The sequence below is a fragment of the Gulosibacter macacae genome (assembly GCF_003865375.1).
Lineage (GTDB): Bacteria > Actinomycetota > Actinomycetes > Actinomycetales > Microbacteriaceae > Gulosibacter > Gulosibacter macacae.
In genome coordinates, this window is the sequence record NZ_RQVS01000003.1 from 154,063 (window position 1) to 176,158 (window position 22,096).

Sequence of the window (22,096 nt, forward strand, 5' to 3'; positions counted from 1 at the left end):
TGGTGCACCTACTTTGACGCAGCGCGCTCGAGCGCTTCGCTGAACTCTCGGGCGCGCTCCTGCTCGGCGCGCACCGGCGCGATCACGAGCGCCTGCACAACCGTCTCGACCTCGCGCAGCATCCGGCGCCGCGCTCGGCGCTTCCGCACCGCACCGACCGCACCGCTCACGGCCGCAGTCAAGAGCCCGACCAGGATGCCCAACAAGAGTCCCAGCGCGATCAGCAGCCCCGGCACCGGCCAGCCCTCAATCATCGTGATCTCGGGCCGTGGCAGGCCAAAGTTCGGCAAGAACCAGGAGGCGAGATACCAACCAACACCGACAATCGCCGCGATGAGCGCGAGCCACTGAATGATCGTGATGATCACCCACCACCACGAGCGGCCAGCCCCAAGATCCGTTCGCGCAATCGCACGGTCGAGTTCATCCGGTAGCTGTTCGGTTGCCTCATTGGCGCGTCGACGCAACGACGCCTGCCAGCGGTCGGGCAGAGCGGATGCGGCACCGTCGGCATAATCGCGCACGCTGCGGCCGATCGCCGCGCGCTGACCAGCTGAAAGCGGCGGCAGCGAGGTGCGGTGCAACTCGGGATCGGTGTCTGACTTCTTCGTTGCCGCGGCCGCAGACCCGAGCCGCAATCGGCGCAGGGGATCGGGGCGCAACCGCAAAAGCCAACTCGTGAGTGGCCACCCGGTCGCTTGGCCAGCGCGCTTGCGATATGAGGCGCCGACGGCGTTCGCCACAATGTCCACGCCCGCGGCCACGCCAATGTCGTCGACGAGGCGCGAGTGGGTCGCCTTCGTCGGCACGAGCGCGGTCGACGCCGAGCCCTCGGCGCCGAGCTTCGTCGCAAGACTGCGCGCATCCGCTTCGAGGCGTGCCGTTGCGGCCGCGCGGTCGCGCGCAAACTTCGCAATCATCTTGCGCACCGCATCCACGCCCTCGCCAGTCGCGGCGCTCGTCGGAAGCACCCGCATCTTGCCGAGGCCGTCGGCGCGCACAAGTTCACTCAGCGAGTGCACCACCGGCTGCACCTCGTAGGGCGCGAGCGTGTCGATCTGATTGAGCACGACTGCGGTCACGGCCGAATGCGTGGCGAGCGGACGAATAAAGTCACGGTGGATGGTCGCATCTGCGTACTTTTGCGGGTCAACGACCCAGACGAGCACATCGACCTGACCTGCAAGTCGGGTCGCGATCTCGCGATGCTCGAGCGCCACCGAATCGAAGTCGGGCAGATCGAGCAGGATGAGCGAGAGCGACGGATCACCATCGAACGGCGCGCTTGGCGTGCGGCGGTCGCGCACGTCAAGCCAATCGAGCAGTGGTTCGGCACCGGTCATGTTCCAGACGGCCGCGAGGGGTTCGCTCGTCGTCGGGCGCACGACGTGGGTGCGGGCGAGTGGCTCCCCGACAACCGCGTTGAACAGCGACGACTTACCCGAACCGGTCGCGCCGAAAAAGCCGACGACGGTGTGCTCGCTTGAGCGCTCGCGGCGTTCGGCGGCCGAGCGCAGGAGGGCATCGAGCGCCTCGGCTTCGGTGTCGAGGATGCGGCCCTCGGCAAGATCGCGGGCGTGAGCGAGCGCGGCGAGCCGGTCGTCAAGGCTGAGACTGCTCATTGGGTCGATCCTGCAGTGTCGGGGCGCGGGTCATCACTGGTTGCTGGGAGTTGCGGCAACGGCGGGAGCGGCGGCATGGCTTCAGCCTCAGCTTCGGCCTCGGGAACGGGCCGCTCGGAGGTGGGCCGACTCGGCCAATGCGGCACTTCGTCGAGGTCGTTGGCATCGAGGTAGTCGCCGGGTTCGCGCACAACCGGGGTCGCTGCGGTCGGCACCGTAATGGCATTGAGGTTCGTTGCCGCCTCGACCGGGTCAGCGAGCGGCACGGCCATTGATGACGCGAGCGCGTCGGCGGTTGCGGTGAGTTCAGCACCGCTCGGACCCTCAAGCACCGGCGCCACGAGCGCCGCATAGCGCTCGTACTCCTCATCAAAGAGTTGCTGCACGCGGGCATTGAGGTCATCGCGTGCTTCGGCGGCGAGCTTGCGCACTGCCTCGTCACCAAAGATCGTCTCGAGCAGCTTCTGACCAATGACGGCCGAGCCACCCGCGATGGCGATTTCACCACCGGTGAGTCCGGCGGTGGAGGCAAAGACGAGCACCATGAGCGCCACGGTCACGCCATTCAGGCCGAGCGAGAGGACGCGCGCCTGTACCCGCTTATTCGCGGCATTGTCCGAGATGAGTTGCATGAGCGCCGTTTGCCAATCGCGCACGAGCTGCGAGGCGCGGGCATCAAGGTCGGCTGACTCGCGCGCGAGCGCGGGGTCGGCTACGAGCTGGCGTCCGGCTGCCGTATTGCGCAGGCGTTGCCAGACGGCACCCGCAGCACGACCGGCTTCATCAACGATGACCGCGTGGAGACCGGTCTCGATTTCGTTCTCGACCTCGCGCACCGGCGCTGGTTCACCCGAGAACCACTGACCCACGCGATCGCGGAAGCGGCCAAACCACGTTTCGATCGAGCGGAAAACATCGGAGGTACCGACGTAGTCCTGCCAGCGGGCAAGCACCTCGCTCCGCAGGAGCGTGCCGTCGCGCGTTGATTCGATGACGTGTTCGACCGACTCGTCGTACTCATCGGAGGCAACGGCAAGGAGCTCATCAGTGGAATTGAGTTGCGCATCGCGCGCGGCGGCCACTTCGAGCGCTTTGCGCTGCAATTGTGCGACGGCGCCGGCCACAGTGCGGCGGGCAACTTCGTGGCGGGATGCGCGATCGGCCGCGATCGTGCCAAGCCACTGGCGAATCGGTGCCACGGCCTCGGCCGGCAACATGCCGAGTTCATCAAGGGGCGTTTCCAGGATGGTGAACACCGGCGCCTCGGCGAGACCGCGTTCAGCGAGCATTCGGCGCAGATCAGATTCGACATCGGCAGCCGCACCCGGCGGCACGCGATTGAGTACGACTGCGACGGTGATGTCACGCGCGGCCGCATCGTCGAGGAGCTTCCACGGCACCGCATCGGCGTACCTGTTCGCCGTCGTCACGAAGCACCAGAGGTCGGCGGCGGCGAGCAATTGTGCGGCTAGCGCGCGGTTCTCGTCGGCGATTGAGTCGATGTCGGGTGCGTCGAGTACCGCAAGATCCGGCGGGATGTGGTCATCGGCGACGAGCACGACGGATGAGATAAGCGCGGCATCGGGCGCGGCACCAGCTTGGTTCGAGGGCACCGGTGTCGAGACCGCGGTGCCGGTGATGCGGCTGAGGCCGGGCAGGATGCGTGCCGACGAGAACCACTCTCGGTCACTCGGCGAGTGCAAGAGGATCGGTTGCCGAGTCGTTGGTCGAATCGCGCCGGTGCGCGTGACCGGGTGGCCAACAAGCGCGTTCACAACGGTCGATTTGCCGGCGCCGGTGGACCCACCGACCACCGCGAGCAGCGGCGCATCCAGATTCGCGAGCCTCGGCGCGATGTAGTCGTCGATCTGCCGTAGCGCCATTTGCTGCGCGGCGCGCGCCGTGTCGACCCCGGGCAATTCGAGTGCCAGCGAGGTCGCGGCGAGTTGTGCGCGCAACTCATCAAGTTTGCCGAGGGCAAGGGTGGTCGAATCGGTCACGTACTTAGCTTGCCGCATGCGGCTGAGGCTCGGCATGGCGACGCGGCGGTGCCCGTGCGCAAACGACTGCGGGTCCGCATCCAAATTCGGATGCGGACCCGCAGCGTTCAAGAGGTTAGGAAGCCGGGCCGGCGTGCTTGCCTGTCGACTTGGCGGCGGCCCGTGCGGCCTTCGCCTCATCGCGAGCCGCCTTCTCGGCGGCCTTTTCTTCAGCGGAGATCGCGTCAACGAACTCGGCGTGCTCGCCTCCGGGCACCCAGCCGGAGTTCACCACGCGCACCTGCCAGAGGATGGCGAGCACGAGAATGACCAGGCCAATGCCGAGCGTGAGCGCAACGCTCATGCCGACGTTGCCCGAGAGCACGCTCGCACCAATGAGCGAACCGAACCAACCGAAGTCGGCGTCACCGAAGGTGGAGCCGGCCATCGACGGGTTGCCAGCGAGGATCGCGACCCCGTTGAGCACTGCGTAGAGAAGGGCCGGCAGGATCGTGATCAGGATGCCGTTGACGAAGCCACCAACGACTGCACCGATGCGACCACCGGTTGCGTTGCCGTAGACACCCGCACCACCACCGGTGAAGAAGTGGGGCACCATGCCGGGCAAGATGAGCGCGAGACCGAAGGCCGGGCCGAGCCAGACTGCGAGCAGCACGAGCATCACTAGACCGCCGACGAACGACGAGATGAAGCCGATGAGCACGGCGTTCTGGCCGTAGGGGAACACGATCGGCACGTCGAGCGCCGCCTTCGCGCCCGGAACGACCTTCTTCGCGATGCCCTGGAAGGCGGGGATGAGTTCACCCAGCAGGGTGCGCACACCGTAGAGGATGACCGAGACGCCGACACCGAACATCAAGCCCTGCATGATTGCGGCCATGATGAACGCGCCGCCGTCAGCGGCATCGAGCAATGCGTAGGCGGAGTCACCGAGCGAGATCATGCCCCAGATCGCGAAGACGACATAGATGAGCACCATCGACAGGGCGGTAGCGACCATCGAGTCACGCAAGAACGAGAGTCCTTGCGGGAACTTGATGTCTTCGGTCGAACGCGAGCGCTTGCCGACGGCCTGACCGGCAGCACCGGCGGCGATGTAGCCGAGGGTGCCGAAGTGGCCCATGGCGACAGTGTCGTTGCCGGTGACGCGCTTCGTCCAGGGGTGGGCGAAGGCGGGCATCGCGACCATGATCACGGCGAGGAGGAACGCACCAACAATGACGGCGAGCCAGATGTTGTCGCTGCCGAAACCGATGGAGAGCAGTACTGAGAGCATCATCGCCATGAACACCATGTGGTGGCCGGTGAGGAACACATAGCGCAATGGCGTGAAACGGGCGATGACGAGCATGAGCAGGAAGCCGAGCGCGAGAATGTACGCGCTCGTGGCACCAAACTCGGCTGCGGCCATTGCGGTGATGACTTCGTTGGTCGGCACCACACCTTCGGCGCCGGTTACTTCGAGGACGAGTGTGCCGAGCGGGCTCAGTGCGTTGACGACGACGCCGGCACCCGCGCCAAGCACGAGGAAGCCGAGCGTTGCCTTGAGTGCGCCGCCAATGATTTGGCCGGCGGTCTTACCGAGGGCGATGAGGCCAACGGCGACGATGATGCCGACGAGGTAGGCGGGGACATTAAGGATTTGCTGACCGATGAAGTTGAGTACGTCAACGAACCAGTCCATGAACGGTCCTTTCCAGCAGTGGGCCGAAGCCCGAGAGGTGATCGGCCCGGGTCACGCGCGGGCCTGCGCGTTGTGAGTTAGAGGTCGAGTTCCTCGATGAGCTTTTCGCGGATCTCGTCTTGGTCAACGAAGTTGTCGACGACGACGACGGGGGTGTCGGTGTCGCCGAGCTGCTCGACGAGCTCGGAGCTTGTCATCACGAGGTCGGCGGTGGCGGCGGCGCCGCGGGCCGAGGAGATATCGGCGGCTTCGACATCGCCGTCGACACCAAGGTCGGCGAGGACCTGGTCGATGTTCATCTTGAGCAGCACCGAGGTGCCGATTCCCATGCCGCAGACGGCGATGATCTTCATTTCGTTCCTGTTCTTAGTGCGGTTTCTCAGTGCGGTGAATATTCGCGTCGTGAAACGTGGATGCGGATTAGCCGAGGAGCGCGGCGCGCACTTCGGCCGGGTCGGTAGAAGCTTTCAACTCGGCGAGCTTCGCCTGATTGGCGAGCACGCCAGCAAGCTTTGACATGACCTGGAGGTGCTCATCGTGGTCAAAGGCCGCGAGTCCGACGACGAGGGTGACGGGGTCATTGTTCTTGCTGCCGAACTCGACGGGCTCCGCGAGGGTGACCCAGCTCAGCCCAGTGCGCTTGACGGCTTCGGATGGACGGGCGTGCGCGAGTGCGAACCCCGGGGCGACGACGATGTACGGCCCAAGTGTTTCGACCGCTTCGATCATGGCGTCGGTGTAGGCATCGGTGGTCGTGCCAGCCGCGACGAGGGCGTCACCCGCCGCTCGTACCGCCGCACGCCAATCTTCGGCCGCGACGCCAAAGCGAATTGCGGATTCGGGCAGTAGATCTTGAGACAACGAAACCTCCCTGTGACGGAAGTGACTAATTTGACAAACAGCTTAGGACATTCATCAACAACTCACAGGATTTCGTGTCACTAGTCAACAACGTTCTCGTTGATTAGAAACGCCTAAGTGCTGAGGTTCTCGAAGCAGGTCTGCTGAGGTTCTCGAAGCAGGTCTGCTGAGGATCTCGAAGCACGGCGCGGCAACGCATCCGCCCCGGTCATGGGACAATGGCAGGCACCATGCCGAACCAACCCAAGATCCTGCAGCCGCTCGAAACTCCCGCCGAGCGCATCCGCAATTTCTGCATCATTGCGCACATCGACCACGGGAAGTCGACGCTGGCCGACCGGATGCTGCAGCTCACCGGGTCGGTCGAAGATCGCGTTATGCGCGCGCAATACCTCGACAAGATGGATCTCGAGCGCGAGCGCGGCATCACCATCAAGTCGCAGGCCGTGCGCATGCCCTGGCATCTCGAGGGTGATGACTACATCCTCAACATGATCGACACCCCCGGTCACGTCGACTTCTCGTACGAGGTATCGCGCTCGCTCGCGGCCTGTGAGGGTGCGGTGTTGCTCGTGGATGCAGCGCAGGGCATCGAAGCCCAGACGCTCGCGAACCTTTATCTCGCGCTCGAAAACGACCTCGAGGTCATCCCGGTGCTCAACAAGATTGACCTGCCGGCCGCTGACCCCGAGCGCTATGCCGAAGAAATCGCCAACCTCATCGGTGGCACGCCCGATGACGTGTTGCGCGTAAGCGGCAAGACCGGCGTGGGTGTCGACGCGCTTCTCGACCGCATTGTCGAGCGCATCCCGCAGCCGCAGGGCAACCCGGATGCACCGGCTCGCGCGCTCATCTTCGACTCGGTCTACGACGCCTACCGCGGTGTGGTCACGTATGTGCGCATGGTCGACGGCTCGATCGTCGAGCGCGAAAAGCTGCGGATGATCTCGACCGGCACGACCCACGAACTGCTGGAGCTTGGGGTTTCGGCGCCCGAGCCGAAGAAGGCAAAGGGTCTCGGCGTCGGTGAAGTCGGCTACCTCATTACCGGCGTGAAGGACGTGCGCCAGTCGAAGGTGGGCGACACCGTCACCTCGGCAGTAAAGCCCGCCGAAGAGGCGCTCCCCGGCTATGTTGAGCCGAAGCCCATGGTGTTCTCGGGTCTCTATCCGATTGACGCAAGCGATTACCCCGAGCTGCGCGAGGCACTCGACAAGCTCAAGCTCGAGGATGCGGCACTCAACTACGAGCCCGAAACTTCGGTCGCGCTCGGTTTCGGCTTCCGCGTTGGCTTCCTGGGACTACTCCACCTCGAGATCATCACCGAGCGGCTTTCACGCGAGTTCGACCTCGACCTCATCACCACTGCACCGTCGGTGCCTTACGACGTCGTCGTCGAAGACGGCACTGAGCACCATGTGACGAACCCCTCGGAGTACCCGGAGGGCAAGATCAACGAGGTGCGTGAGCCGGTGGTGCGGGCCTCAATCTTGGCGCCGAAGGAGTACGTCGGCAAGATCATGGAGCTGTGTGAATCGCGCCGCGGCTCGCTCATCTCGATGGACTACCTCTCGGAGCAGCGCGTCGAGCTGCGTTACACACTGCCGCTCGGCGAGATCGTCTTCGACTTCTTCGACCAGTTGAAGTCACGCACCCAGGGCTATGCCTCGCTCGACTATGAGCCGATTGGTGACCAAGCTGCCGACCTCGTCAAGGTCGACATTCTGCTTCAGGGCGAGCGGGTGGATGCGTTCAGCGCGATCGTGCACAAGGACAAGGCGTACAGCTACGGCACGATGATGGCCGAGCGCTTGCGCAAGCTCATCCCTCGCCAGCAGTTCGAGGTGCCGATTCAGGCGGCGATTGGTGCGCGCATCATCGCCCGCGAAAACATTCGCGCCATTCGCAAGGATGTGCTTGCGAAGTGTTACGGCGGCGACATCTCGCGTAAGCGCAAGCTGCTCGAGAAGCAGAAGGAAGGCAAGAAGCGCATGAAGACCATCGGTCGCGTGGAAGTGCCGCAGGAAGCCTTCATCGCCGCGCTTTCGGGAGACGTCGAAGAAAAGAAGAAGTAGGCGGACTGGCAGGGTCTCGATCCGTCGCTTCGCTCCTACTCGACCAACCAAATGGCCTGGGTGGTCGAGTAGGCCGAAGGCTGTATCGAGACCTCGCTATTTACCTACTGCTCCCCGGCATCCCAGTACACCGAGTCGTAGATCGCGAAGTCGCCGTCGCCACGCATCCCGACGAGCGGCGGCAACTCACCCTTCGGCAGATCGACGAGCAGCGGCAGGCAACCGGTCGCTGACTCTCCAACAGCCAAGGGCGTCGCGGGGTCGTGCGCCAGGCATTCGTCAACGCCTCGTTCGTTGACGCCATAGCCGGTGCCGATGCCGTTGATGCCGTCGCCCTCATACCCGTACGGCGAGACATCGATCTTCGAGTTCGTCACCGCTGCCGCAGCATCATCGAGTGCCGTAATCGTGTAGGTCACAATGGCGAGGCTTCCGCCCGAGGCGATGTGATCGTCGAAGATCTGCTGGCCGGCATACCAGGCGTCATCGCCAGCAGTCGGCGCGTTGATCACGACCTCGAAGCGCCCGGTTGCATCCGAGCCAATGACGAACCGGGCCGGCTCACCAAACGCGACGATCGAGCCGGGGGTGGTGACATCGGCAGTGCGTGCGGCAGCGATCACCTCGCTGTTGTTCGATCCGTCACGATCACTTCCTCCTCCGGCGCATCCACTGAGTAGGAGCGCGCTGGCGGCAAGGGTGGTGAGGGGCAGAAGGAGTGAACGGCGTGACATGAGCTGAGCTTTCGTAGAAAAATGGAACCCTTCCAGTTCACCCGGATTTGTCGTTGACGTCATCGCACGGGCGACGGATGCTGTCTGCACGAATGGTTGCATCCGAGTCGTCGGTGAAGACACGCCGACGCCAGCGCTCGGTTGCCCGCGCTTGCTACGGTCGGGCTCATGCGATTCGGTATCGACTTCGGCACGACCCGCACGATCGTCGCGGCGGTCGATCGGGGTAACTACCCGGTCGTCGGCATCGACGACATCGACGACGACCAACACGACCACATCCCGAGCGTGGTCGCGCTCGACGGCGACCGGCTCGTCGCGGGTTGGGAAGCGTTGCGCCACGCACAGGGCCGACCGCTCCTCGCACGCTCGTTCAAGCGCCTCCTCGCCCGGCCCGATGTCACGGCCGAGACGCTCGTCGCCATCGGTGACCAAGAACGTCGGCTCGGCGAAGTGCTCGCGACGTTTGCCGCGCACGTGGTCGAACGCATCCGCCGGAGCCCGCTGTTTGCGCAGGGGAGTGACGGTGAACACGGGAGTGACGGCGAAATTGAGGCCGTCGTCGGTGTGCCCGCGAACGCCCACAGTGCCCAGCGACTGTTGACCCTTGACGCGTTTTCGCGCGCGGGTGTGCGCGTCCTCGCCCTGGTCAACGAGCCGAGTGCTGCGGCTTTTGAGTACACCCACCGGCACCCGCGCGGAATCAACTCCAAGCGCACAAGTGTGGTCGTGTACGACATGGGCGGCGGCACCTTCGATGCCTCGCTCGTGCGCATCGACGGCACCGATCACGAGATAGTGCGTTCACTCGGCGTTGCCCGCCTCGGCGGCGATGACTTCGATGAAGTGCTGGCCGATCTTGCGCTCGCGGCCGCCGGTCGCGACGGTGATGTCTTTGGCGATCGCGCCCGCGGGCGTTTGCTCGACGAGGCTCGCACTGCGAAAGAACGCCTCGCGCCGCAGTCGCGGCGCATGGTGCTCGAACTGGGCGACGACGATGTCACGGTGCCGGTCGACGAGTTCTACGAGGCGGCGACCCCGCTCATTGATCGCTCGATTGACGCTATGCGCCCACTCATCGGCGAAACCGAGCCCGGCACCCTCGCTGATACCGAAATCGCCGGCATCTACCTCGTCGGCGGCGCGAGCGGACTGCCGCTCGTGCCCCGGGTGCTGCGTGAAGAGTTCGGGCGTCGGGTGCATCGCTCGCCGTATCCCGGCGCATCCACGGCCATTGGTCTTGCGATCGCGGCCGACCCCGAGTCGGGTTATCGCCTGCGCGATCGACTCGCGCGCGGTATCGGTATCTTTCGCGAACAGGATGCTGGCCGCACCGTGTCATTCGACCCACTCGTCGAACCCGCGGCGAGTTTCGATGACGGCGGCGCCATTTTCGCGTCGCGTCGTTACCGAGCCGCGCACAATGTCGGCTGGTTCCGCTTCGTCGAATACTCGGCGCTGGATGCGTCGGGGGAGTCGACGGGTGATCTCACTCCGCTCGTCGATGTCATCGTGCCGTTTGATCCAGCATTGCGTGACGGTCGCGACCTCGCTGCGGTTCCGGTCGAACGCCGCGAAGACGGTCCGCTTGTCGAAGAAACCGTGCGCGTGGATGCGAATGGCATCGCCTCGATTCGCATCGAACTTGTTGATGAGGGTTACGTCGTCGAGCGTTCGGTCGAGCGCGCCTGAGCCTTGGGCCGCATCCAGTTTCATCCCGCGTGCCGACGAACTGGGCACGGAATGCGGTGACAGTTGAGGCATGTCTCGTCACCACCGCTATGTCGCCGCGATCGCGGGAACCGTGCTGATCACCGGTGCGCTCTCGGGTTGCGCGGGTGATGACCGCATTGTCATCCACGAAGAGGGCACAGTAGCCGCAGTGTCCATTGATGGGGTCGCCGCGAGCATCGGGGGTTTCGCGGCCATGTGCTATCTCGACTCCGGCAAAATCGTCATCGTGCCGGGGCCCGATGCCGCGAATCCGAATGAGATCGAGTACGTCATCGCCTACTTCGACGAGCAGCGCACACCCACTGAGTTCGACCTCAAGTTTGGTGACAGCACCTCGCAGTGGCTCGCGGACGACGGCACGGCAGCACCCGCGTTTGTGTTTGACGGCACTGACTTCACGCTTGCCGGTGCAGTGGCCGATGCGTCGGGCAAGATCACGCAGGTGGTCGCGATTGGCAGCTGCCCCGAACCCATCGTTACCGCGACCCCGAGCAATTAGGCGCACGCGGGCGAGTCGAGTCCAACCGGCGGCGGACGCGAAATGTCGTAGGGCCGTCGTACCTTGGCGATATGCGTGCCGGGCGAATGGGGATCGTACTCGCGCTGATCGGGTTGATCAGTGCGACCCTCACCGGTTGCGAGAACGTTCCGCAGGATGGCTACGAGGGTGGTTCGCTGACCCACTTCATCGTCGACGGTGTTGAACTTGGTGGTGATCGCGTCGCAGTCGACTGCCAACCGGGAGATCGCCTCATCGTCTTGCCACCCGGGGGCGAAACCTTCGGCACCCACAACGCGGCCGTCTATTTCACTCAGGCGCACCAAGTCACGTCGATGTACTTCAACAACGAGGGTGACTCCTACGTATGGACCCCCGACAACGCCGACATCGCCGCACCATCTATGCGGATCGAAGGGCAACAATTCATCGTCAAGGGCACCCTGTCAGGCGAGGCAGGGTTAATCACCGTCGAGTTGCAGGGGCAGTGCCCGGCACCGCTCTAGCTACCGGCGCACGCCGACGATGTCGTGCGGCACTCGCCCGGCGGCGTGACCGCGCTCCTCGAAGTGCGTGAGCAACCGTCCCTCGAACCGCGGCGCGAACCCGCCGCGCGCAGGCTCCGGGTCTTCTGCATCCGGCCGCTCACCAAGGTGCGGATTGTCGAAGTGCTCACTCGCTTCAACCACATCGCGCATTTGCCAGGCGTAGTCGCGCCAGTCAGTCGCGAGCCGCCAGATTCCACCTGGCTCGAGCATCCCGGCGACTGTGCGTGCGAACACTTCGCTCACGAGTCGACGCTTGTGGTGGCGCGCCTTGCGCCAGGGGTCGGGGAAGAATGTCCAGGCCTCCTGCGCGCGGGGGTTTGCCGCGCCCGGCCGCGAGGCGTCGACCGCGCCGGTCGTGACGCCCGTGCCATACGCATCCACGCCAAAACCACCGGCAACCATCTCGGGGTCGTCGACCACTTCGAGACCGAACACGATCGGGAGCGCCTGCGCCGCATCGGCTTCGAGGATGCGCACATTGTTGACACCGGCACGTGCCGCGTTGGCGACACAGCGTGCCGCGCCCGGGTGCCAGCCCTCGACCGCCAAGAAGTTCCACTCGGGATGCGCAGCGGCGGCGTGCGCGAGCTGCTCGCCATTGCCCGGCCCGATCTCGACGACGAGGGGCGCGCGGCGGCCGAATGCTGCATCCAAATCTACGAATGAGTCAGCGATCGATGCGGTCGCGGGGCCAGGTTCCACGGGGATGAGATAGCGCGGACCGTGCTCCTCGAGCACGTCTTCGAAATCACGCGCCATCCGCTGGCCGCGCAGCGTGAACGACTTCACTCGCGAGCGTGCGTCGGGCGGCAGATTGCCCTTGGCGTAGATCCCAGGCGTTGGCGTCGATTCGGCGTCAGTCATGGGCTCTATTGTCCCGGATGCGCGAGGGATGACGCGCGGACCGCACTCGCTACGATCAAGGCATCATGAGCGCACCCCGGCCTGATGCAGCTGAGCCGACCGACGCAGCGCCGCGTCGCCGTCGGCGGGAGCAGAGCGCACCGCGCCGACTCAACAAGCCGCGGCTCCCCGAACGGCATCTCCTTGAACGGCCAGCCGTCGGCCTCCACGCCACCATCAATATCGCGACGATCCTGCTCGCGATCTTCCTCATTGGCTATGTGATCCTCGAACAGCCTGAGCAGATCGATGACTTCACCTCGACGGTCATTGCCGCGCTCGGTGTCCCCATCGCGCTCTTGTTCATTCGCGGATTGCGACGGGCGCAGCCGCGGATCGACGGTCTGCCGATCACGGTCGAGCAGTTTCCCGAATTGCATGCGCGCATCGTCGACATCTCCCGCGCGGCCGGATTGGCACGCACGCCGCGCGCCTACCTCACCTCGGTCGGCGGCTATGAGCCCTGCCGAGTCGACAAGGGCGCCCGCGACATCGTGCTCGTGAGCTCCGATCTCTATGCCGAGTGCGAGCATCACGGCACGCCACAAGTGCTCGACTTTGCAATTGCGCATGAGGTCGGCCACGTGGTCGCCGGGCACGGCAACTATTCGCGGATGCTCGCGACATCGTGGCTGCTCGACGTGCCGATCATTGGCGGGCTCGTGAGTCGGCCGCAGGAGTACACAGCCGACCGGGTGGCGGCCCGAATCGCACCAACCGACGCCATTCGCGCACTCGCAGCCATGGCAATCGGACGTGACAACTACCTGCGCGTGAGTCCCGAAGCCATGCACCGTGAGGCATTTCACCGATCGGGTGTGTTCGTCGTGCTTGCCAACCTACTCTCCGGGCGGCCACCGGTGTCGTGGCGGATGCGCGCCATTCTGCCGCCGTATCCGCGCGGGCGCGTGCTCTTCCCACCGCGGCCAGACCAGCATCATCTCTAAACGAGTACCCTGGTGGGGTGAGTGCAGACAACCCCTTCGGCCAAGTACTGGTCGCCCTGATTACCCCCATGGACCACGACGGCGAGGTCGCCTGGACCGACGTGGAGCGGCATGTGGCCGCCCTCGTCGATGGTGGGGTAGACGGCATCGTCGTGTCGGGAACCACCGGCGAAACCTCGACACTGACCGACGACGAGAAGCTCAAGCTCGTCGAGGTGGCGAAGGCGGTCGCAGGCAACCGAGCCAAGATCATCCAGGGTGGCCCCTCGAACGAAACCGCGCACGCAATTCAGCTCGCGAAGCAGTCGGAGCGCGTCGGTGCCGACGCGATCATGGCGGTGACGCCCTACTACAACAAGCCCACCCAGGCCGGTGTGCTCACCCACTTCCGTATGGTCGCTGACGCGACCGACCTGCCGATGATCCTCTACGACATCCCCGGCCGCGCGGGCGTGCCGATCAAGTACGAGACGATCCTGCGGCTCGCGAAGCATCCGAGTATTCTCGCCGTGAAGGATGCGAAGGGCGACCTTGCCGAGGCTTCGCGCGTCCTTAACGAAACCGATCTGCTCTACTTCTCGGGCGACGACCCGATGGTCTTGCCGGCGCTCGCTATCGGCTATTCGGGCCTCATCGGCGTAACGGCGAACATTGCGCCGCAGCCCTACCGCACCATCGTCGACGCCGTGAACCGTGGCGACCTCGCGACCGCGACTGCCGAGCACAAGCTGCTCGAACCGCTCGCCCGCGCAACGATGACACACATTCCCGGTACCGTCTCGACGAAGTACCTCTTGCACGGCCTCGGCCGTATTTCGACACCGCGCGTGCGCCTGCCGCTCGTCGGCCCCGAAGAGTGGGAAGCCACGCTCATCGAGGACGACGTTGCTCAGGTGCGCAACCTTGAGGGTGTCGACTTCACCAACTTCCGCCCCGACCGCAACGCTGCCGCTGGCGGCGCTCTGCCGAAGATCGCGGGCACCACGCGCTAGCGCGCATCAAACGCGGATGCACCGCTCGCCACGCTCTGGCGGGGGAGTGAACCGCCCGACTGACAGGCACTCTATGACTGACGCAGGTTCACTCACCGACACTCGACCCATCACGTTGCCGAAGCTGCAACGTGATGTGCTGCGGATCATCCCGCACGGCGGGCTCGGTGAAGTCGGCCGCAATATGACCTCATTCGAGATCGATGGCAAGATCCTCATCATCGACTGCGGCGTGCTCTTCCCCGAGTCGACGCAGCCGGGCGTCGACCTCATCCTGCCCGATATTGAATCGGTGATGGATCGACTCGATGACGTCGTCGGTATCTTCCTCACGCACGGTCACGAAGACCACATCGGCGGCGTGCCTTACCTGCTCAAGCGCAAGCCAGACATCCCACTTATTGGTTCGGCGCTCACGCTCGCACTCGTCGAGGCGAAGTTGCGTGAGCACCGCATCAAGCCCTACACGCTCACGGTGCGCGAGGGCGACGTTGAGTCGTTCGGGCCGTTCACTTGCGAATTCATCGCCGTGAACCACTCGATTCCCGACTCGCTCGCGGTGCACGTGTCGACGAAGGCGGGCACGTTCATTCACACCGCCGATATCAAGCTCGACCCGACGCCGATGGATGGTCGTCTCACTGACCTACGCGCCTTTGGTCGCCTCGGTGAGCAGGGGGTTGACCTCTTCCTCTGCGACTCCACGAACGCTGAAGTACCCGGTCACTCGGGTTCGGAACGTTCGGTGGGCCCGGCCATTCACGAGGGTGTGCGCACCGCCGAAGGCAAGGTGCTGGTGGCCAGCTTCGCGAGCCACGTGCACCGCGTGCAGCACGTCATCAACGCCGCGGTGGCAGCGCGACGCAAGGTGGCACTCGTGGGCCGCTCGATGACCCGCAATATGGGTATCGCGCTTGACCTCGGCTATTTGCACGCGCCCGAGGGCACGATCATCGACTACAAGAAGGCACTGCAACTGCCCGATAACCAGGTCGTGTTCATTTGCACCGGTTCGCAGGGTGAAACGCTCGCCGTGCTCAACCGCATCGCAAGTGGTGACCACGCCATCGAGGTGCGTGACGGTGACCGCGTAATTCTCGCGTCGAGCCTCGTGCCCGGCAATGAGGTGCCAGTGTCGAACATGATCAACAACCTCATGAAGGCCGGCGCCGACGTCATTCACAAGGGCAACGCTCGCGTGCACGTTTCGGGCCACGGCTTCGCCGACGAACTGCTTGCCTGCTACAACGTGATCAAGCCGAACTACGCGATGCCAGTGCACGGCGAATACCGCCACCTCGTGGCGAACTCGCGCATTGCGGCACTTTCGGGTGTGCCCGAAGACCACATGGTGATCACCGAAAACGGTGGCGTCATTGAAATGGTCGACGGCATTCCTGAAAAGGTCGGCCAGGTACCGATCGGTTATGTCTACGTTGACGGTAAGACTGTCGGCGAGGTCACCGAAGATGACCTCAAGGACCGTCGCGTCCTCGCCGAAGAAGGCTTCATCTCGATCTACGCCGTGGTCGACCCAACCAATGGCGACATCGTTGCTGGTCCCGAGATTCACGCGCGCGCCTTCGCGCCCGATGACTCGGTCTTCGAGCCGCTCATTCCCACGGTGCGCAAGGCCCTCGAGGATGCACTTGATGACGGTGTGCGCGACAAGTACCGGCTTTCGCAGGCGGTGCGTCGCGTGGTGGGCCGCTGGGCCGCGACGAAGCAGCGTCGTCGGCCGATGATCGTGCCGATCGTGACGTTCTCGCACCTCGACGACTGAAGTCGAGTTCGTCTCACTCACGTGGAGGGGCTGTGGAGGTACTGGTACCTCCACAGCCCCTCCACGTGAGCCAAACTGCAACGCTCCGCCGTTGATCCGGGCGGATGTCGGTGGCGGCGGTTAGCGTGGAGCCCATGTCAAGCACAGCGCCCAAGCGCGCCCGAAACCAAAGCACGGGCGGATCCGCATCCGGCCGTGGTTCTGGTGCGCGAAAGAAGACCGATGCGCGCGCGAATGACACGAAGGTGCAGTTCACCGACGACGAGCTCGGGCTCGGTGCGCGCGCCTGGAATGGCTTCGCGCACGCGATCGGCGGTATGGTCCGCTCACTCGGGCGCGACGATATTGCCAAAGAAGACCGCCGCGACAATTTGCCGACCGTACTGCTCCTGCTTTCGATCATCGGAGCGGTGGTCGTGTGGTTCTTCCCGGGCCAGCCGGTGGCGATGGCGTTCAACGCCTACACCTTCGGAGGGTTGTTCGGCGTCGTCGCCTACGCCCTCCCGGTCGTCTTCGCCTCGCTCGCGATCTGGCTCTTCCTGCATCCCGCGAGCGTCAATGACAATGGCCGCATCCTCACCGGACTCGCTCTGGCGCTCTTTAGTGCTTCGGCCATCTGCCACCTGCACGGCGGCGAACCGCAGCCCGCGCAGGGGATGCCGCTGCTCGCGAATGCGGGCGGCGTGTTCGGCTGGATCGTTGGGGCACCGCTGGGCTTCTTGATCACGAGGATCGGCGCCACGATTCTGCTCGCGCTCATCTTCCTCCTCAGCCTGTTCATCATCACCAAGACTCCGCCCCGCCAGTTGCCGCAGCGCATCCGAGCGGGTTGGCAGTGGATGTTCGGGGCGTACCCGGCGACCTCGACCGGCAACGACCCGGTCAGGGTCGATGCCAATACCGGCGAAGCGCTCGATTCTGGCGATGATTCGGTGCCGTGGTGGCGCCGCAATGACTCGGGTCGCGAAGTTGACCCCGCCTATGACACGCCGCTCGTCGACCCCGCCAACCGCGAGGGCGCCGACGAACAGCAATTGGATGCACGCCCCAAGCGTCGCGGACGCAAGCCGCGTTCCGAGTCGACGACGACCCTGCTCGATATGACCGGACTCGGTGAGGTGCAGCCGCCGAGCGACAGCAACTCGCCGCACGGCCTGAGTGACGACGCCGACGGCCTCGACGATCTCTTCGGCGAGCCCGAAGCGCCAATCGACTACGAGGGTGCCAACGCGCGCTCAGTGACCCGGCGCGCGACCCCGGCGAGCGAACAGCCGACCACGGTGATCCCGTCGCTGCCGGACGCCGGCGCCAATCCGACGCTGAAGTTGCCGACAACGAGCGCTGCGGCGCCGAGCACCACCGGTGAGCCGACTGAGGCGGATGCGCTCGCGGCCGTTGAGGATGATGACGACGCCACCGCGAGCTGGGATTCGCGTGCGGAAGATCAGACCGACGAGTACCGCCTACCGGTGACGACGCTGCTTGAACGCGGCGCCCCATCGAAGGCGCGTACCGAGGCGAATGACACGGTCATCGAGGCGCTCAACCAAACGTTCGAGTCGTTCAACGTCGACGCCAAGGTCACTGGCTTCTCGCGCGGTCCCACGGTCACGCGCTACGAGGTCGAGGTTGCCCCGGGCACCAAGGTCGAAAAGGTCACGCAGCTTTCGAAGAACATCGCCTACGCGGTGCGATCGAACCAGGTGCGCATCCTCTCGCCGATCCCCGGCAAATCGGCCATTGGTGTCGAGATTCCAAACCCCGACCGCGAAGTTGTGGCGCTCGGTGATGTGCTCGCCTCACAGAAGGCACTCAAGGCCGGGCACCCGATGACCATCGGGGTTGGCAAGGATGTCGAGGGCGGCTTCGTGGTTGCGAACCTCGCAAAGATGCCGCACCTGCTCGTTGCTGGTTCGACCGGCTCGGGTAAGTCGAGCTTTGTGAACTCGATGATCGTGTCGCTCCTCATGCGCTCGAAGCCGAGCGAAGTGCGCATGGTGCTCGTCGACCCGAAGCGCGTGGAACTCACGCCGTATGCTGGCGTGCCTCACCTCATCACTCCGATCATCACGAACCCGAAGAAGGCAGCTGAAGCGCTGCAATGGGTCGTGAAGGAAATGGAGATGCGGTACGACGACCTTGAGAACTTCGGGTTCCGTCACGTCGATGACTTCAATGCCGCAATTCGCGCTGGCGAGGTCGAGGTGCCAGAGGGCTCGAAGCGCAAACTCAAGCCCTATCCCTACCTGCTCGTCGTGGTCGACGAGCTCGCCGAGCTCATGATGGTGGCACCGCGCGACGTCGAAGACTCGATCGTGCGCATCACCCAGCTCGCCCGCGCCGCCGGTATTCACCTTGTGCTCGCGACGCAGCGTCCGTCGGTCGACGTCGTCACCGGTCTCATTAAGGCCAACGTGCCCTCGCGTCTGGCCTTCGCGGTGACGAGTTCGACCGACTCCCGAGTCATCCTCGACCAGGTGGGCGCTGAGACGCTCATCGGCCAGGGTGACGCGCTATTCTCACCGGCCGGGCAGAAGCCAATCCGTGTGCAGGGCGCATGGGTTGGTGATGACGAGATTCACTCGGTCGTCAAGCACGTCAAGCAGCAGGCGCGGCCCGAGTACCGCACCGATGTGGCGGCACCCGCCGAGAAGCGTGAAATCGACTCCGATATCGGTGACGACCTCGAGCATCTGCTGGCTGCGGCCGAACTCATCGTCAACTCGCAATTCGGTTCGACCTCGATGCTGCAGCGCAAGCTTCGCGTCGGGTTTGCGAAGGCGGGCCGGCTCATGGACCTGCTCGAATCGCGTGAGATTGTCGGGCCCTCGGAGGGCTCGAAGGCCCGCGATGTGCTGGTGACGCCGGAAGAGTTGCCGCAGGTGCTGGCAATGCTCCGCGGCGAAGATCCTCCTGCCGGTGGCGGCGACTACAGCGATGCGGACGACTACCGTGAACCCGACGACCTCGTGGCCGCCCAATACGATGGGCTGGAAGAGGTCGAGGCCGACGACGATGACAATGACGCGTGGAGCCTGACCGGTCGCGACTAGCGAATCGGGCGACAGCCGCGTGACTGACAAGAACGGTCGCGCATGAGAGTGAGAAGCAATGGGCAAGCGCATTTGGCGAGTCGGTGAGGGGCCAGTCAGTTCCTGGTCGGTGCCGAACGTCATCACGATGGTGCGCATCCTGTTCGCCCCAGCGATGGTGTGGGCGCTCATTGCCGACGGGGGTGCGGGTGGGCCGCTGCGTTGGCTGGCGCTCGCGCTCTTTGTCGTGGGCATCGGCTCCGACGCCATCGACGGTCACCTCGCACGCAGTCGAAACCTCATCTCTGACCTCGGCAAGCTGCTCGATCCGATTGCTGACAAGGCACTTACCGGCGCGGCCCTCGTTACCCTCTCGTGGCTGGGCGAGTTGCCCTGGTGGGTAACCGGCCTCATCCTGTTCCGCGAACTCGGCATCACAGTCTGGCGACTCATCGAAGTGCGCCGCATCGTGCTCCCCGCCGGGCGCGGCGGCAAGCTCAAGACCGTGCTGCAATCGGTGGCCATAGCCTTTGCCATCGCACCCTTCCCGGCGCTGTTTGGTGACTGGATGCACTGGGTCAACACCGTGCTCATGGCCGCAGCGCTCGTGAGCACGCTTTGGTCGGGTCTTGACTATCTCGTGCGCGCATACTGGAAGCGACCGGCCGCCTAAGCCGACCACGGAGGTGTCAACGATGACCCAGGATGCTCACGAACCGAACCCGGCGAACCTCGCGCTGGAGCGTACCCGCGAAGTCGCGCAGATCCTCTTGGATGCACGGCTCACCATCGCCGTGGCCGAGTCGCTCACTGGTGGCGGGCTTGCCGCCGAACTCGTGCGGGTGCCGGGAATCTCGGCATCCTTCCGCGGGGGAGTGGTGGCGTATCACACGGCGCTCAAGCACACCGTGCTCGGCGTTGATCGCGAACTCCTGCTCGACCGCGGGGCAGTTGATCCCGAGGTGGCGCGACAGATGGCTGCTCGCGTGCGCGAAGTCATGGCGGTTGCCGGGCAACACGCCGATATCGGTCTGTCGACGACCGGCGTGGCGGGGCCTGACTCTGCCGATGGCAAGCCCGCAGGCACGGTCTTCGTCGGCATCTCGTCACTCTGGGGTGAGCGCGTCGTCGAACTCGACTTCAGCAATCTCGTGCGGCTCGATGACCCTGTTGGCTCGCGTCAGCGCATCCGCTTTGCCACCATTGAGGCGGCACTATTCAACCTCCTTGAGCATCTGGCGGAGCAGGTCGAGACCGGCCCAAACGCCGAAGTCTGAGTGTTGGCTGAACTTATTCGCATGACCGGGAATGCAAAATTGGCACTCGCGGTTGTAGAGTGCAAGATCGCGACGCTCAGGTAATTACCGTAGCGTCGCAGTGAACTGCGGCAATGCCGCGAAAGGAGGTGCCGAAATGGTGCTAGCACGACATGAAATGGGCGAAGTGCTCCGTGACGTTCGGCTGCGCCGTGGCGACACGCTTCGACAGGTGGCAGGTCGCGCATCGGTGGCGCTGGGCTACCTCTCGGAGATTGAGCGCGGGCAGAAAGAGGCCTCGAGCGAGATTCTCGCTTCGGTGGCGGAAGCCCTCGACACTCCGCTTTCGGACATTTATCACCAGGTGGGTAATCGCATCGCGCAGCACGAGCGTCGCGAACTGCGCGAGCGTCGCTTCGCGCCCGTGATTCCCGACACGATTCCTGAAGAGCTCGTGGCCCAGGTGGGCCCGGTTGAGAAGGTCGCGAACTAACAGTTCGCAATGATGACGGGGTCCGCATCCATTCGGATGCGGACCCCGTCATTTGTGCGTTGGTCGCCCTGTGCGCCCTAGTTGCCCTGCATGAAGAGATAGATGCCGAGGGCGGTGAAACCGGCGCCCACGGCGATGGCCGCAAACTGCATCGGGATGAAGAAGAGCGTGTGCTGATCGATGAATCGCGGGCGTACCTGCAGTCGCTCTTGCGCGACGAGCGCGTCGACCTGCGCGAACGCCTCTTCTTGCGAGGTTGGCACCGCGAACTGAGGCGAGAGTTGCACGGGAGCCTGCGCAACAATGCGACGCAACTCTTCGGTGCGTGCGACGGTCCACTCATCGAGCTTCTGCTCGGGGCCCGTGCGGTTGAAGCGCACGCCCACCAGGAACGCGAGGGCCGCACCGATGATGGCGGCGACCGCGACGAAGATTCCGCCAGCACCGTCGAGCATCTTCGCCGCGCTTGCGATCGCGAGTGCGATAGCAATGAGCAACCCAGGGATTCCAAGGGCGAGCCCGCCCCATCCGCGCCAAATAATCATGTGTGCACGCTATCGAGCGCGGTGCGGTGAACCAATGGGCCGCAAGTACGATATTCGGATGCGTACGAGTGAGTTTCAGCGGGCCGTGGCCGACGAATTTGGTGCGGCCTATGGTGCGACCGTGGTGCGCGATGTGGTGCTTGACGCGCTCGCCGATCGCACGGCGCAGGAAGCCCTTGATGCTGGCGAGGATCCGCGTCGTGTGTGGGAAGCGCTGTGCGCTGCCATGGATGTGCCTCGCGATCGTTGGTATGGCGTCGGGCGACTCGATCCGCGCCGCTAGGGCGGTAGTCGCAAGGATGCAGATATTCGAGATTTCGACACGCCGACTCGAAATCATTCGAACACCTGTTCTAACTCGCGTAGTGTCTACCGCAGGTGCTGTGGA

At 64.5% G+C, this 22,096-nt stretch carries 20 protein-coding genes; 12 read left to right on the forward strand and 8 right to left on the reverse strand.

The annotated features are described in order from the left end of the window. Positions 1–8 precede the first annotated feature (8 nt). From EG850_RS03410 to EG850_RS13235, 5 genes are all read right to left on the reverse strand, one after another. Positions 9–1,622 (reverse strand): GTPase family protein, encoded by a 1,614-nt coding sequence (locus EG850_RS03410; RefSeq protein ID WP_124969959.1) that lies wholly within the window; start codon positions 1,620–1,622, stop codon positions 9–11. Next, positions 1,619–3,622 carry a dynamin family protein gene (locus EG850_RS03415; protein ID WP_124969962.1) on the reverse strand — a complete coding sequence of 668 codons (2,004 nt, stop codon included), beginning with the start codon at positions 3,620–3,622 and terminating at the stop codon, positions 1,619–1,621. Before EG850_RS03415 ends, EG850_RS03410 begins: the two co-directional genes overlap by 4 nt. A gap of 115 nt (positions 3,623–3,737) precedes the next feature. Next, positions 3,738–5,306, reverse strand: coding sequence for a PTS ascorbate transporter subunit IIC (locus EG850_RS03420; protein WP_124969965.1), 1,569 nt, complete (start codon positions 5,304–5,306; stop codon positions 3,738–3,740). A gap of 77 nt (positions 5,307–5,383) precedes the next feature. Continuing rightward, the gene (locus tag EG850_RS13230; RefSeq protein WP_185714929.1) at positions 5,384–5,659 is read right to left on the reverse strand and encodes a PTS sugar transporter subunit IIB; all 276 of its coding nucleotides are present in this window, start codon (positions 5,657–5,659) and stop codon (positions 5,384–5,386) included. Between the two features lie 67 nt (positions 5,660–5,726). Beyond that, positions 5,727–6,167, reverse strand: coding sequence for a PTS sugar transporter subunit IIA (locus EG850_RS13235; RefSeq protein WP_185714930.1), 441 nt, complete (start codon positions 6,165–6,167; stop codon positions 5,727–5,729). Positions 6,168–6,397: 230 nt separating this feature from the next. Here EG850_RS13235 and lepA point away from each other — a divergent pair, with 230 nt between their 5' ends. Further along, a complete protein-coding gene (lepA, locus tag EG850_RS03430; RefSeq protein WP_124969968.1) occupies positions 6,398–8,242 on the forward strand; it encodes a translation elongation factor 4 in 1,845 nt (614 codons plus the stop codon). Between the two features lie 104 nt (positions 8,243–8,346). Here lepA and EG850_RS03435 read toward each other — a convergent pair whose 3' ends face one another. Then, entirely contained in the window at positions 8,347–8,976 is a 630-nt protein-coding gene (locus EG850_RS03435; RefSeq protein WP_124969971.1) for a hypothetical protein, read from the reverse strand. A gap of 168 nt (positions 8,977–9,144) precedes the next feature. On the opposite strand from EG850_RS03435, the gene EG850_RS03440 reads away from it, so the two are divergent. The 3 genes from EG850_RS03440 (at position 9,145) to EG850_RS03450 (ending at position 11,715) form a co-directional block, all read left to right on the forward strand. Next, the gene (locus tag EG850_RS03440; protein ID WP_124969974.1) at positions 9,145–10,668 is read left to right on the forward strand and encodes an Hsp70 family protein; all 1,524 of its coding nucleotides are present in this window, start codon (positions 9,145–9,147) and stop codon (positions 10,666–10,668) included. Between the two features lie 70 nt (positions 10,669–10,738). Further along, on the forward strand, positions 10,739–11,209 hold the full coding sequence (locus EG850_RS03445; RefSeq protein WP_124969977.1) for a hypothetical protein: 471 nt from the start codon (positions 10,739–10,741) through the stop codon (positions 11,207–11,209). A 71-nt stretch (positions 11,210–11,280) separates the two neighbouring features. Next, positions 11,281–11,715 (forward strand): hypothetical protein, encoded by a 435-nt coding sequence (locus EG850_RS03450; RefSeq protein ID WP_124969980.1) that lies wholly within the window; start codon positions 11,281–11,283, stop codon positions 11,713–11,715. Here the strand turns inward: EG850_RS03450 and trmB are convergent, their stop codons facing one another. After that, the gene (trmB, locus tag EG850_RS03455) at positions 11,716–12,621 is read right to left on the reverse strand and encodes a tRNA (guanine(46)-N(7))-methyltransferase TrmB (RefSeq protein ID WP_235829196.1); all 906 of its coding nucleotides are present in this window, start codon (positions 12,619–12,621) and stop codon (positions 11,716–11,718) included. It abuts the gene before it with no gap. 65 nt (positions 12,622–12,686) lie between these two features. Between trmB and EG850_RS03460 the strand changes: the two genes are divergently transcribed. The 7 genes from EG850_RS03460 (at position 12,687) to EG850_RS03490 (ending at position 21,163) form a co-directional block, all read left to right on the forward strand. Next, entirely contained in the window at positions 12,687–13,607 is a 921-nt protein-coding gene (locus tag EG850_RS03460) for a M48 family metalloprotease (protein ID WP_124969983.1), read from the forward strand. Between the two features lie 17 nt (positions 13,608–13,624). Next, positions 13,625–14,599 carry a 4-hydroxy-tetrahydrodipicolinate synthase gene (gene dapA / locus EG850_RS03465; RefSeq protein ID WP_124969986.1) on the forward strand — a complete coding sequence of 325 codons (975 nt, stop codon included), beginning with the start codon at positions 13,625–13,627 and terminating at the stop codon, positions 14,597–14,599. Positions 14,600–14,672: 73 nt separating this feature from the next. Next, positions 14,673–16,382, forward strand: a complete 1,710-nt coding sequence (locus EG850_RS03470) for a ribonuclease J (protein ID WP_124969989.1) — start codon at positions 14,673–14,675, stop codon at positions 16,380–16,382. Positions 16,383–16,516: 134 nt separating this feature from the next. After that, positions 16,517–19,435 (forward strand): FtsK/SpoIIIE family DNA translocase, encoded by a 2,919-nt coding sequence (locus EG850_RS03475; RefSeq protein WP_124969992.1) that lies wholly within the window; start codon positions 16,517–16,519, stop codon positions 19,433–19,435. A gap of 58 nt (positions 19,436–19,493) precedes the next feature. Continuing rightward, positions 19,494–20,087, forward strand: coding sequence for a CDP-diacylglycerol--glycerol-3-phosphate 3-phosphatidyltransferase (gene pgsA, locus EG850_RS03480; protein WP_124969995.1), 594 nt, complete (start codon positions 19,494–19,496; stop codon positions 20,085–20,087). A gap of 22 nt (positions 20,088–20,109) precedes the next feature. Beyond that, a complete protein-coding gene (locus EG850_RS03485; RefSeq protein WP_124969998.1) occupies positions 20,110–20,691 on the forward strand; it encodes a CinA family protein in 582 nt (193 codons plus the stop codon). Between the two features lie 136 nt (positions 20,692–20,827). Beyond that, entirely contained in the window at positions 20,828–21,163 is a 336-nt protein-coding gene (locus tag EG850_RS03490; protein WP_124970001.1) for a helix-turn-helix domain-containing protein, read from the forward strand. A gap of 77 nt (positions 21,164–21,240) precedes the next feature. Here the strand turns inward: EG850_RS03490 and EG850_RS03495 are convergent, their stop codons facing one another. After that, on the reverse strand, positions 21,241–21,708 hold the full coding sequence (locus EG850_RS03495; protein ID WP_124970004.1) for a hypothetical protein: 468 nt from the start codon (positions 21,706–21,708) through the stop codon (positions 21,241–21,243). 34 nt (positions 21,709–21,742) lie between these two features. On the opposite strand from EG850_RS03495, the gene EG850_RS03500 reads away from it, so the two are divergent. Further along, entirely contained in the window at positions 21,743–21,991 is a 249-nt protein-coding gene (locus EG850_RS03500; protein ID WP_456237268.1) for a DUF3046 domain-containing protein, read from the forward strand. The last annotated feature ends 105 nt before the right edge of the window (positions 21,992–22,096 follow it).

Coding starts and splice junctions, on each gene's coding strand:
- EG850_RS03410 (WP_124969959.1), bottom strand. CDS start 1,622: ATGAGCAGTCTCAGCCTTGACGACCGGCTCGCCGCGCTCGCTCACGCC.
- EG850_RS03420 (WP_124969965.1), bottom strand. CDS start 5,306: ATGGACTGGTTCGTTGACGTACTCAACTTCATCGGTCAGCAAATCCTT.
- EG850_RS13230 (WP_185714929.1), bottom strand. CDS start 5,659: ATGAAGATCATCGCCGTCTGCGGCATGGGAATCGGCACCTCGGTGCTG.
- lepA (WP_124969968.1), top strand. CDS start 6,398: ATGCCGAACCAACCCAAGATCCTGCAGCCGCTCGAAACTCCCGCCGAG.
- EG850_RS03435 (WP_124969971.1), bottom strand. CDS start 8,976: ATGTCACGCCGTTCACTCCTTCTGCCCCTCACCACCCTTGCCGCCAGC.
- EG850_RS03440 (WP_124969974.1), top strand. CDS start 9,145: ATGCGATTCGGTATCGACTTCGGCACGACCCGCACGATCGTCGCGGCG.
- EG850_RS03445 (WP_124969977.1), top strand. CDS start 10,739: ATGTCTCGTCACCACCGCTATGTCGCCGCGATCGCGGGAACCGTGCTG.
- EG850_RS03450 (WP_124969980.1), top strand. CDS start 11,281: ATGCGTGCCGGGCGAATGGGGATCGTACTCGCGCTGATCGGGTTGATC.
- trmB (WP_235829196.1), bottom strand. CDS start 12,621: ATGACTGACGCCGAATCGACGCCAACGCCTGGGATCTACGCCAAGGGC.
- EG850_RS03460 (WP_124969983.1), top strand. CDS start 12,687: ATGAGCGCACCCCGGCCTGATGCAGCTGAGCCGACCGACGCAGCGCCG.
- EG850_RS03470 (WP_124969989.1), top strand. CDS start 14,673: ATGACTGACGCAGGTTCACTCACCGACACTCGACCCATCACGTTGCCG.
- EG850_RS03475 (WP_124969992.1), top strand. CDS start 16,517: ATGTCAAGCACAGCGCCCAAGCGCGCCCGAAACCAAAGCACGGGCGGA.
- pgsA (WP_124969995.1), top strand. CDS start 19,494: ATGGGCAAGCGCATTTGGCGAGTCGGTGAGGGGCCAGTCAGTTCCTGG.
- EG850_RS03485 (WP_124969998.1), top strand. CDS start 20,110: ATGACCCAGGATGCTCACGAACCGAACCCGGCGAACCTCGCGCTGGAG.
- EG850_RS03490 (WP_124970001.1), top strand. CDS start 20,828: ATGGTGCTAGCACGACATGAAATGGGCGAAGTGCTCCGTGACGTTCGG.
- EG850_RS03495 (WP_124970004.1), bottom strand. CDS start 21,708: ATGATTATTTGGCGCGGATGGGGCGGGCTCGCCCTTGGAATCCCTGGG.
- EG850_RS03500 (WP_456237268.1), top strand. CDS start 21,743: ATGGGCCGCAAGTACGATATTCGGATGCGTACGAGTGAGTTTCAGCGG.